The organism is Paenibacillus bovis (assembly GCF_001421015.2).
Classification (GTDB): Bacteria; Bacillota; Bacilli; order Paenibacillales; family Paenibacillaceae; genus Saccharibacillus; species Saccharibacillus bovis.
The window spans coordinates 3408167-3420276 of sequence record NZ_CP013023.1; the positions used below are offsets into that span (position 1 = coordinate 3408167).

Annotated in this window: 12 protein-coding genes; 6 read left to right on the forward strand and 6 right to left on the reverse strand. The window is 45.8% G+C overall.

All coding sequences use genetic code 11. The features are described from left to right. Positions 1–33: 33 nt before the first annotated feature. Together AR543_RS14500 and AR543_RS24315 are read right to left on the reverse strand one after the other, a co-directional pair. The gene (locus AR543_RS14500; protein WP_060535192.1) at positions 34–1014 is read right to left on the reverse strand and encodes an aldo/keto reductase; all 981 of its coding nucleotides are present in this window, start codon (positions 1012–1014) and stop codon (positions 34–36) included. Positions 1015–1169: 155 nt separating this feature from the next. Then, complete coding sequence (locus AR543_RS24315) at positions 1170–1313, reverse strand: hypothetical protein (RefSeq protein ID WP_158523975.1); 144 nt, start codon at positions 1311–1313, stop codon at positions 1170–1172. 169 nt (positions 1314–1482) lie between these two features. On the opposite strand from AR543_RS24315, the gene AR543_RS14505 reads away from it, so the two are divergent. Next, entirely contained in the window at positions 1483–2400 is a 918-nt protein-coding gene (locus AR543_RS14505) for an AraC family transcriptional regulator (RefSeq protein ID WP_060535193.1), read from the forward strand. Positions 2401–2476: 76 nt separating this feature from the next. Here the strand turns inward: AR543_RS14505 and AR543_RS14510 are convergent, their stop codons facing one another. After that, the gene (locus AR543_RS14510; protein WP_060535194.1) at positions 2477–3649 is read right to left on the reverse strand and encodes an MFS transporter; all 1173 of its coding nucleotides are present in this window, start codon (positions 3647–3649) and stop codon (positions 2477–2479) included. Between the two features lie 126 nt (positions 3650–3775). Then, positions 3776–4870, reverse strand: a complete 1095-nt coding sequence (locus AR543_RS14515; protein WP_060535195.1) for an alpha/beta hydrolase — start codon at positions 4868–4870, stop codon at positions 3776–3778. Between the two features lie 180 nt (positions 4871–5050). On the opposite strand from AR543_RS14515, the gene AR543_RS14520 reads away from it, so the two are divergent. The 5 genes from AR543_RS14520 (at position 5051) to AR543_RS14540 (ending at position 8439) form a co-directional block, all read left to right on the forward strand. Continuing rightward, entirely contained in the window at positions 5051–5962 is a 912-nt protein-coding gene (locus tag AR543_RS14520) for a LysR family transcriptional regulator (protein ID WP_060535196.1), read from the forward strand. Positions 5963–6137: 175 nt separating this feature from the next. After that, positions 6138–6485 (forward strand): carboxymuconolactone decarboxylase family protein, encoded by a 348-nt coding sequence (locus tag AR543_RS14525; RefSeq protein WP_060535197.1) that lies wholly within the window; start codon positions 6138–6140, stop codon positions 6483–6485. Further along, positions 6478–6879: a cupin domain-containing protein gene (locus AR543_RS14530; protein ID WP_060535198.1), complete on the forward strand. Its 402-nt coding sequence runs from the start codon at positions 6478–6480 to the stop codon at positions 6877–6879. The genes AR543_RS14525 and AR543_RS14530 overlap by 8 nt, the downstream gene beginning before the upstream one ends. Positions 6880–7312: 433 nt before the next feature. Beyond that, positions 7313–8095 carry an arylamine N-acetyltransferase family protein gene (locus tag AR543_RS14535; RefSeq protein ID WP_060535199.1) on the forward strand — a complete coding sequence of 261 codons (783 nt, stop codon included), beginning with the start codon at positions 7313–7315 and terminating at the stop codon, positions 8093–8095. Positions 8096–8136: 41 nt separating this feature from the next. Further along, the gene (locus tag AR543_RS14540; protein WP_060535200.1) at positions 8137–8439 is read left to right on the forward strand and encodes a Dabb family protein; all 303 of its coding nucleotides are present in this window, start codon (positions 8137–8139) and stop codon (positions 8437–8439) included. Positions 8440–8982: 543 nt separating this feature from the next. Here the strand turns inward: AR543_RS14540 and AR543_RS14545 are convergent. Together AR543_RS14545 and AR543_RS14550 are read right to left on the reverse strand one after the other, a co-directional pair. Further along, a complete protein-coding gene (locus AR543_RS14545) occupies positions 8983–9588 on the reverse strand; it encodes a pentapeptide repeat-containing protein (protein ID WP_060535201.1) in 606 nt (201 codons plus the stop codon). Positions 9589–9984: 396 nt separating this feature from the next. Then, positions 9985–12063, reverse strand: coding sequence for a subtype B tannase (locus AR543_RS14550; protein ID WP_064505589.1), 2079 nt, complete (start codon positions 12061–12063; stop codon positions 9985–9987). Between the last annotated feature and the right edge of the window lie 47 nt (positions 12064–12110).

The following is a 12110-nucleotide window of genomic DNA, read 5'->3' on the forward strand; positions in this document are numbered from 1 at the left end:
TGCTTACTATTTGCAACCTATCTAACAACTATTCTAATTAGCACCTACGACGGGATGCGGTACATACGGCTCCTCCAGAAAAGCCACATCTTCCGCTGTCAGCTTCACATCCAGCGCCTGAACGGCATCTTCCAGATGCGCTATTTTGGTCGCTCCGATGATCGGTGCGCTTACCGGGCTTTTTTGCAGAATCCATGCTGTAGCAATCTGTGCACGGGGGACGCCGTAACGGCCGGCCATTTCAGCAACACGCTCAATGATCACACGGTCGGTGTTCATGGTGGAATCGTATTTGGACTTCTGAATCTGATCCGTTTCCGAGCGCAGGGTCGATTGTTCCAGATCGCGTGTCAGTCGTCCGGAAGCAAGTGGGCTGTACGGAATAACACCAATACCTTCCTCGCGGCACAGCGGCAGCATTTCCCGTTCTTCTTCACGGTACAGTAGATTCAGGTGATTCTGCATTGATACAAAGCGGGTCCAATTGTTCTTTTCTGCGACATGTAGCGCTTTCTGGAACTGCCAGGCATACATTGCCGAAGCGCCGATATAACGAACCTTGCCTATTTTGACCAGATCATGCAGCGCCTCCATCGTCTCTTCGATCGGTGTGTTATAGTCCCATCGATGAATCTGATATAGATCGACATAATCGGTACCCAGCCGCTGCAGACTTTTGTCGATCTCGCTCATGATGGCTTTGCGGGACAGGCCTGCACCATTCGGTCCCTCATGCATGCGACTGAATACTTTGGTGGCAATAACAATCTCGTCACGGTTGGCATAGTCCTTGAGCGCGCGTCCCAGATATTCTTCACTTGCGCCCAGCGAATAGACATTAGCTGTATCAAAAAAGTTAATCCCCAGCTCCAGCGCCTTTTGGATAACCGGACGACTATTCTCCTCATCCAGTACCCATGGGTGGACCCATTTATTGGCGTCGCCAAATCCCATACATCCCAGACAGATTCGCGATACATCCAGACCTGTGTTTCCAAGCTTGGTATATTCCATGCTGTACACTCCTTTGATCGATTATAGTGATGTAGAATAGCTGATGGTATGTGTATACATTTGATTTACTGATGTACGCTTAATAGCAATACGCTTCTGCAGGCTTGTTCTATTATGATGATATACTACTGGAATCGAATTGTACGGTGTACTGCTCAGAATGTACGACTGTATTTGGTATACAGTTCATTCAGGGAATTTCTATAGATGTCCCTGTAGACGGCTTCCTGCTCCAGCGCAATCATATCCGTCAATCTGCGGATCATTGCTCTGTCCAGCCACTTAATGAATTTCTCCATCTGGCTCTCCCTCCTCTTTCACAGTTATTATGCAATAGCTGGAAGTTATACCGTTATCTCGATTGTCTTAAATGATTGCCTGATTCTCTCATGTGGATTAACATGAGCCCCTTTATGTGCCTATAATGAGAAAAGAACAAGACATCCCTGCCTGCCAAAGGAGGTACCCATGAGCGAACAAATGCTGAAGCAGCAGTCAGAGATCAAGGATCTGATCCGGCGGCACTGCATCCACGAAGGAGTGCAGTCAACCGGGATTCCATCCTTGTTCCTTATTCGTTATTCTCACACTACCGAACCTGTACACAGCCTGTACAATCCATGCTTTTGTTATATTGCGAACGGTCACAAAGATATATTTCTGGCAAAAGAACGCTATAACTACGGTCCTTCCGACTTTCTGGTCGCTACAATGGATCTTCCGGTCGTTGGACAGGTGATACAGGCAGCACCGGATAATCCTTACCTGGCTTTTAAGCTGGAATTTACACAGAATGAGATCATTGAGGTACTGAACAGCTTTGAGCTGCCTCCTGTTCCAAGGCAACATACAAGCAGGGCATTATTCGTTGGCGATATCGGTTCCGATCTGCTGGATGCTGTCCTGCGGCTGGCCAGGCTGCTCGATCGGCCGCAGGATATCCCTTTTCTCGCGCCGATGTTCAGCAAGGAAATATTGTACCGGCTGCTGCAGGGACCTTATGGTTCTACCCTTGCACAGATTGCCATGGAAGGCACCAGCACTTACCGGATTCGCGACGCAATCGAGCAGATCACCCGTCATTATGACCAGCCGCTGCGTATCGAGGAGCTGGCCGAGCTGGCGAGCATGAGCGTCTCTTCCTTCCACCGCAATTTCAAGGAAGTAACCGCGATGAGTCCGCTCCAGTTCCAGAAGCAGCTGCGCCTGCAGGAGGCCCGTCGTCTGCTGCTCGCCGAATCGTCGGATGCAGCAGATGTGGCTTTTCGCGTAGGATACGAGAGTGCGTCACAATTTAGCCGGGAATATTCTCGTATGTTCGGAGCTCCGCCTCGAACCGATATTAAACGGCTGAAGGAACAGTATGAAAAGGCTCTTAACGCCTGAGCCCTTACATCTCTTCAACGCAGAAGGTGAAGCAGCTGTGCAATCCTATAGCGAGTATGCAGGCTGTGGAACAGCTTTATTGCCTGGACACTGACTTGACCGGATCATATAGGGAGATTCTAAGCATAATGAACACTGCACTTAATATCAGCGACAGGATGCCTACCCATACAACGTATGGGTTCCCCCATGTCGAGATGAACAGTCCACCTGCCGCTGTTCCTATCGTAGTACCCAGGTTCACAGAAGCCAAAAATAGACCGTTTGCAAATTCGGGCGCTTTCCGTGCTGCAGAAGTAATCCAGTACTGATTAATATTGCCCGCGATACCGGCCAATATTCCCCAGAACACCGTAATGATAGCCATCGGTACCGTGAATTGTCCCAACAACAATAATAGCAAATAAACGAATCCCAATACAAAAGGAAATACAACGACGGATCGGTTGGCATTATTCGTAAGCAGCTTGCCTGCCACGATATTGCCTATAATATTGGCTCCCCCGAATACTGCCAGCATAATGCTGATCCAACTGCCGGACATCCGAGTAACCGTTCCGAGATACTCCGCTAGATAGCTGTATACTCCAAACACTGCCGAATTCAGCAAAATGACCGCACCGATCGAAAGCCATATGGCGGGCTTTTTCAATACAGAGAGCTGGGCTCCATACGAAAGTTTTTCTTTGACAGGCATCGAAGGGAAAAAAGCCAGAATAGCGACAAATACGATTGCATTGACGATTGCGAAAAAAGACATTGAGATTTGATAGGAAATGGCACTGGCAAGGAAACTCGCGATCGGTACGCCGAGTACCATACCTGCCGACACGCCAATAAAGACTTTGGAGATTGCTTTTGGCGCTTCTTTTTTGTGAACAGATTCCGCCGCTATCGTAAAAGCCGCCGAAAAATAAACAGGATGAAAAATAGCCGGAATCACGCGTGCAATCATAGCAACTGCAAAATTCGATGTAAATATGGCGACAATATTGCTTACTACGAACACTCCGAGTACCAGCAGCATCGCTTTCTTGCCATTTATTCCTGAAAACAAAAGCGGCATGGTCGGCCCTGAGACAGCTACGGTGAGCGCAAACAAACTGACCAACCACCCCGCTCTTGATACACTAATATCAAAACGCTCGGCAATATAGGGCAGTATCCCGATAACGCCCATTTCTGTATTGATAATGCCAAAGGCGCCTATCATCAAGATCAGGATAAGCAGCTTATTTTGTTTATACATAGAATACGATTCCTTCTTCCTTGAAAATACGGAAGTGTGAATCCTTATAAGGCTCGCAGGATTCACACTTCCGCTTGATTGCATATGATCTGGAGCCCCAACCCTTGGCGGGCCTGAATCTCCTTCTTACTTCTTCTTCAAATTCTCGTCAAAGAAAGACTCCAGCTTGCTAAACGGGATATACTCTTTTTTGTCATACAGATCGACATGTCCTGCACCCGGAACAATATAGAGCTCTTTCGGTTCGGCAGCCAGTTGGTAGGCATCGTCGCTATAATATCTGGAATGCGCATTCTCGCCTGCAATCAGCAGGAGCGGACGCGGAGTAATCCGACCGAGCTGTTCCATCGGGAAGAAATTCATCAATGCTCCGGTGCTGGTCATGCTGTAAGGCATGGAACGGGGATGCTGTCCTCTTGGAGTACCGTAATATTCAGCAAATTCTGCGGCCGCCGCCTGCTGCGAAGCTTTCATTTCCACAGCAGATCCTGTGCCATATTTGGATTTTCCACTTCCAAATTCGGTCCAGCGCTGCTCGGCAGCTTCCTGAAGTGCTTTGGAGCGTTCCGCTTCGGTCATTCTTTCTTCCGGAATCGCAGCCAATCCCATGCCTTCACGATAAGCACGTCCCATATCGTACATGCTTACTGTCGCAATTGCCTGAAGCCGTGGATCCAGCTGCGCCGCACTGAGGGCAAATCCACCGCTGGCACATACTCCGATTACACCGATTCGGTTACGATCCACAAATGGACGTGTTCCCAAAAAGTCCACTGCAGCGCTAAAGTCTTCCACCATAATGTCCGGAACTGCGATATTACGCGGCTGTCCACCACTCTCGCCTGTATAAGATGGATCAAAAGCGAGCGTAACAAAACCGCGTGCCGCCATCTCCTGGGCATACAGACCAGCAGTCTGTTCCTTTACGCCGGTGAACGGAGGGCCAACGATCAGGGCGGCAGATTTCTGTGTCTTATTCATATTTTTGGGGGAATACATATCGGCCACTATTTTGATACCCAGTCTGTTGGTATAGGAGACTTTTTGAAGCGTTACCTGCTTGTTGGCAGGAAACGTCTTGTCCCAAACTTGTTGACGTGGTGCTGTTGCCGAAGCTGCAATCTTTTCCTCTGCTGCTCCCGCTGCACCGACCGTTGTAACCAACAGTAATCCCAATCCCGCCAGTTTAAGCAAAGGACTGCTCATCCATTTTTTTCTCATTTGTAAATATCATCCTCTCCAATTTGAATAGTTGATGTCTTGAGAGATCGTATGTTCTCCTCTACTGCCTATTCTAAAACAATTTCCGGTTATGTCCTATTGCTTATATCTGATATCCAGATATGCTTTACAGGCATATCTTATGCAGGTATACTCATCCCTTATAAGGGAGGGATCGGTATGGAACTAAGGGTATTGCGCTATTTTCTTGCGATAGCCAGAGAAGGAAGTATTACAGCTGCAGCTGATTTTCTGCATATTACGCAGCCTACACTATCCAGACAGCTGAAAGATCTGGAACAGGAACTAGGCAAAAAATTATTTGTACGCAGCAACCATAGTATTATGCTGACAGATGAAGGCATGCTTTTGCGTAAGCGAGCAGAAGAACTGGTCGATATGGTCACCAAATTGGAAGCCGAGTTCAGCTCAATGGAAGAAACGGTAGGAGGAGATGTATATATCGGCGGCGGGGAGACAGATGCCATGAGGCAGATCGCCCGGGTCGTCAAAAATTTGCAGTCCACTCATCCTCATATCCGGTATCATCTGTACAGTGGAAATGAAGATGATGTGGCGGAAAGGCTCGACAAAGGACTGCTTGATTTCGGGATTCTTATTCAACCTGCCGATTTATCCAAATATAATCATGTCCATATTCCGGTCCACGATGTGTGGGGTGTAATCATGCGCAGAGACAGCCCACTCGCCCGTCAAGACGTTATTCGGCCTGCTGATTTATTAAATGTTCCTGTCATTTGCTCCCGTCAGGTAATGAAACGAACCTTTTCCCATAATGAATTTGCGGACTGGTTTGGCGAGGATTTTGATAAGTTGAATGTCGTTACTACCTATAATCTGGCTTACAATGCTTCGATTATGGTCGATGAAGGCATCGGTTATGCTATCGTTCTTGATAAAATAGTTAATACTTCTGCGGACAGCAACCTCTGTTTTAGACCGCTGGAGCCAAGATTGGAATCCGGACTTAATATGGTCTGGAAAAAGCACCAGGTATTTTCCGCAGCCGCAGATCTCTTTCTCCAAAAAGTCCAAACGCAGTTTACCAAGTTGGACCGTACAGAGAAGTAAAGCGACGATCCAGGGCAAATAAATCAACAACGTAAATCAACAACTTTCTCCATTTTGTTCATTAATGGACAGATTCCGCTAATCTAACAATTGCACAAGTATGTAACGGTTCTATAATAGTTAGCATATGCGCCGCATAAACCGCATAGCAGAAATCCAGAATGGAGGAGTACGAATGGCAGAGAAACAAACCGCAGGCAGAGATATATTAGGCGAATTTGCACCTCAATTTGCTGAATTGAATGATGATGTTCTATTCGGACAGATCTGGTCCCGGGAAAAGGAATTATCCCCACGCGACCGCAGCATAATTACCGTCTCCGCCCTCATCGCCGGAGGCAATTTTGAACAACTAACCCCCCATCTGCATAAAGCCAAAGCAAACGGCGTCACCCGCGAGGAAATCGCAGAGATTATCACTCATCTCTCTTTTTACGCCGGCTGGCCCAAAGCCTGGTCTGCATTTAACATCGCCAAAGAGATTTACCAAGACGAACAGAAAGAAGGGATCAACCATGAGTAATGAACATCTAAGCAGCAGTACTATCTTTCCACTCGGTGAAAAAGTAGAATCCTATTTTGTGGGAGACGCTTATCTGCAAATGGTATTTACCGACCCGGCTCCGCTCAATGCAGGTATCGGCAATGTCACTTTCGCACCCGGCGCACGCAATAACTGGCACAGTCATACGGTCGGCCAGGTACTACTGGTCACCGGTGGCGAAGGCTGGTACCAGGAAGAAGGCAAAGATGCTCAACGGATCAAAACCGGCGACGTGATCAATATCCCGCCCAACGTCAAGCACTGGCACGGCGCTACCGCCGACAGCTGGTTTGTCCACCTGGCAATCACTCCTGGCCAGACCGAATGGCTGGAACCGGTCGATGATGAATGGTATAAGCAATTGTCCTTATGAGAGAACAACGATAAGCGATAATTATCGTGAGTTACTAATAAAATTTATGCGATTCCAAGCTGTTTTGGAGTTCTATTCTCAAAATGTTTTCATAAAAGAGGAAGACGATCATGATTTACAAAAAAGAAGTTAATAGATGATAAGTTCAGGTGAAACTATATCATCCATGAAAGCACCTAACTCAAATGGAGTTGGTGCTTTTCAATTTTCAGATCCAACAAAGCTACAGAATCGGCAATATACTTCAGCTTTCAGTTAGCTATTCTGGCATACAGCATTAATGTTGATCCTTGTATTTTCCTACTTTGCTTATTAAGTTTGGCTATATAAGTTCCCATAAGAAAATGAGGTGTTTATGTAGTTTGCATGAATATTCACATATTAAAAAAATTCACGCTTATAATGGGAATCATAATCCAAAGGAGGAAATTACATGAAATCAATCATTTCACTGTTTGAGAAACGATTACATATGGATGAAGGAGCTTTATCGAATGAACCTATGCAGTTGGAACAATTGAACGAATTATTGGAACAAATGGCGCTAGTACTTCCGTTTGAGAATCGAAGATTACTTGCGGAGGATGCATATACCATTGACCGTGACTCGCTGCTGGAGCGGCTATTACTGAATCGTAGTGGCGGTCTCTGTTATGAGCTAAATACACTGCTGTACTATGTGCTATCTGCCCAAGATATGAATGTATCGCTTGTACATGGGCAGGTCTACGACGCAGCACTTGGCGACTGGTTAAGCATGGGCAATTCGCACATAATGATTATTCTGCAGCATAACGATCAGCAGTATCTTATCGATAATGGATTTGGTATCCGTTTGCCTTTGCGCGCTGTTCCTTTAAATGGCGATATTGTGGTCAGCCGTAACGGCGAATTCAGTATAACGAATGAAGATGGATACTGTATACTCAATCAAAAACAGCTATACCAAAGCCCTGACTGGCAGATATGCTATCGTTTCCGGTTGGAGGATATTATTAATGAACCAGTAGTAAATGATATTCAGCAATTGGTCCGACAGCACCCTGATTCCAAATTCAACAAGTCGGTGCTCATTACCCGCTGCACGGAGATAGGCAGCATGACACTAACCGATCATTCCTATACGGTTGTAAAAAATGGTGATATTCAAAAAGAGACAATTGACGAAAAACAATTTGCCATTCTCGTGCGTGATACTTTCCAATTGGATGTATAATGGATGTAATTGATTTGGGCATCCATAAGGAGGAGTAACTAATGAGTACAATCAAGCATATGGTAACATTCTCGCTTCATAGTGGTAAGGATAATGAGCAAGCCGAGGCATTCCTGAATATAAGCAAGCAGACGCTAGCAGAGATCCCTGGTGTTCAGCAATTTCAGGTCTTCCTTCAAACCAGCGGCAAAAACGACCATGATTACATGTTCTCCATGGTATTCGCCGATCAAGCAGCATATGATGCATACAATCAACATCCGGCGCATGTGACCTATGTAAAAGAGCGCTGGGAAAAGGAAGTTCGCTCTTTTCAGGAAATTGATGTAGTTCTATACGAATAGAAAGATACGAATAAAAAGCTTGAAATCTGAGATATTTTAAATACAATTACATCCTTATCGAATCATATACATGCAGTGCCTTTATATAAATAACTACCAGCTATAAGCCAAATAAGGTAAATCACAAAGGTTTTGCAAAGACACATTATCAAATAAGCATGTTTAGTTTATTTTGATGCGTAAGTTAGTTCACGTCATTAAATTGGATATTCTATCCTTTATAAAAGAATAGTCAAAAAATGCAGCCTAATGCGTATAAGCACAATAAGCAAACCTACTTCCCTCCACTGAACGCAAGAAAAGAAATAAGAGCAATGGACGACATTTAAGCCTGGAGATCCTCATTTCCAATACCCATTCGAGGATCTCCAGGCTTAACCGGAGGACATGCTCTTATTCTTTTCTGGAGTGGATGAAGCAAGAACACCAACCAGCACTTCTTTCTATCCTACATAACCCTTTAATAACCCTTTGCAGTAATACCGCCCCACAACAAACTCGAACCCTCAAAACATGCAAAATGTGCTAAATGCGTCAAATGCCTCAGTCTACCTTGGCACCATACGACCGCATAAACAGCACAGCCTGCTCCCGATCCATCCTCGCTCCCTGCACGTTAATTGACTTTAGATCAATGCCTTCCAGCACTGCTCCACGCAGATCTGTTCCCTGCAGCTTGGTCCCTGCCAGACTGACACCCGTCATATCACAGTCGCGCAAATCTGCCTTTGCCAGATCCGAATTGGAAAAGTCCGTTTCATAGAAACGAATGCCTCTCAGATCCTGACGTCCCAGTTTGGTATGACTCAGATTCGTATATGTCCAGTCTCCACCGCTCAGGGTGATGCCATCCATCTGCGCGCCGGCAAAATCCGAACCGGTCATTTTGCACATGCTGAATTTTGCAGCAAACAGATTGGCTCCGTCAAACCGGCAGTTCTCGAACGCTGACTCCGTATGAATCGATCCGTTCAGCGTCACCCCGCGAAAATCACATTCGATAAACCGGCAGTGACTGGTATCAATCTCATCCATTGCTGTATTCATAAATGTGCAGTTCTGAAAGGTACAGCGCACAATCTCTCCATATCTCAGATCCTGCCCATCAAATCGAACCGAGTCATATTTCTGATCACTATACTGGTACATATTGTTCCTCCTGTGTTCTGTGCTGATGCATATACTGGCCGATCACTCATTTCTATTTCATCCTTCATGAATGGCTGGCGAAATCAGTATATTCGCGTTTCTATAATACCATACAGGTGTCAAGCCCCTGCATAAGCTCTAATCAAAGTCAATCGTATTTTCTCTCTGACTTTGCTCCGTGAGCATCTCATTTATTATCAGCTTTATACACTACGTATATTTCAGAGAAATCTATAAAGCATGAGGAAAACATCTTTAAAATAAACAAAGCCCGACCAAGACAGTTATTGATACATTGTCTCGATCGGGTGAGGATAGTGGTTCATTTTGTGAAATAATTATTCTGGATGGTCATCGAAATCTTTGCAATCCATTTTTTGATTTTTTCAACTACTCTTATCCGTTCACTTCTTCCTGATATGCGGAAGAAGTATCCAACTGAAGGGTACTGCTGGCAGAATCCCATGTCACGTTAAAATTCAATGCTTTCGCGATATCCCGCATTTTAAAATAAGAATTACCATTCACTGTATAGCCGCTGATCGATATTGGCTTGCCATCCAGATAGACTGCTGTCTGGATAGGCGCAGCTTTTTGGGAATCGGCAAGAGTAGAGATATTATAGCTATCCGTATACGACTGACCTGAAGTCAGCTGGATCTTGCTGCTCTGCTGTCCTGTCGTCACATCAAAGCGTTTGAGGGTACTAGAGAGAACAGCTGCCATATTTTCCAGAGGGAAATAGTTGCTACCTTTGATATTATAACCGTTTGTAGTCGCTTTTTGATCAGCGACCATAACGACAGCTGTAGTGACCCTTGCTGTTACAGAAGTTGCTGTAGTTGATATTGTTGGGACTGCTGAATCTGTGCCTGAACCTGCATTTTCGTCAGGAGGAGTACCCGGCATACCGGCGTTAGTACCTCCTGTACTTGTTGTAGATGTGTCAGAAGCTGCCCCGGAATTGACTGCATTCCCTCCTGTAAGGTCAGCCATCCAGGTAAAGAGTTCCTGCAAATCATAGTCACCACTATGAGGTACGTCCCACGGCAGTGCAAAGTCTACCGCATACCCTTTGTTCTTCAGAGTCGTTGCGAGAATTGCCGATATGGCATTTGCGGTATCGCTGTCCTTGGTGCCAAAGCGAATTCTCCAGTTTTTGGAGGTGTCTGTGCTTTCCGTACCGATATAGTTCATCGGATTCATCAACTTAATAGTCGTGGCATCTGCCATGGTGCTGTCTGCTACTGTACTATGTGCCTGGGCGTATTCGGTAAAATGCTGGGTATCCGTCGTTGCTGTACCGAACAGCTGATTCTCCCCTGCACTCAGATCCAGTGCATCAAAGGCACCCGGTGTCTTCATCCGGCCCAAATATTGAACATACTGATCATAATTGATATCGGTAACTTTGCCATTGGAGATCGTAATCCAGCTCTTGTCGGACAGATCGGTCCCACTGTCGAGAGCTTTCTGCGCAGAAGAAATAACCAATGATTTGAGATAATCCCGGAATGTCCCTTCGCCATTTTCATCCAATGTCAGTGCATTGCCGTTTGCGTTTTTCAGATTCAGGCTGTTGACATAGGCAGGGAACATGGCACTTAGTTCATTGGAGACCTGGATCTGATCAGCAGTCAGGGTCCCTTTTACTGTTTTACGCTGGATATGGTAATCCGTATCGGTGGAGATTTCCAGCTTGCTATAATCATTGATACCACTAAATTCCCACTCATATGCGGCATTTGCATTATCGAGATTTGTAATTGGCGTATAGGCTGATACTGCGAAGATATCATCGCGCTCATCTGCGGCGCCGATCGCTTGCAAATAAGGCTCATAGTCTGGATTATTCCCGCTTGCTCCGAGCAATGCGGACAGGGCGCCACCTGCACTTGTACCATTGGAAATGATCTTCTCGGCATCACCCGGCATGATCTTGTCATTGTGGCGCAGATAGCGTACAGCTGCTTTTAGATCCACGATCGCCGCAGGCGCTTTACCGGTGTAAGTGCCACTTTCGTCCTGAGTAGTACGACCTCGTGCTCCTGGAGAAGCGACTACATAGCCTTTGGACAATGCGAGCAGGGCAGCGTTATTGCCTCCTCCCATACCCTGACCAGGGCTGCCCGGTTCAGCCGGCATATATCCGCCGATGGAATTTGGAAAGAAAATGGGTGCGGTATCCGCCGAGTAACTGCCGATCGTTCCACCTTCATAGTATTGCTCGGGTACATAGATATTCATGATTTCATATTTGGTATCTACCGGATTGCTAACATAAACTACATTTTCATAGGCACGAAATGTGATGGATTGTCCATTAACTGTCATTGTTTTCTGTGTATATGAGGCTGTACTGAAGTCCAAGCTGTACTGGCCTGATGTTGTATCCGATGCTGCAGATATGGAATTCAAGGGCATAATCAGCATAGACGACACCAGAAGAGAGGCAAACCATTTTTGAGCTTTCATTTGTTATCTCCTTTTTCTGTGAATGTGTTGTATAGCTGAAATATACC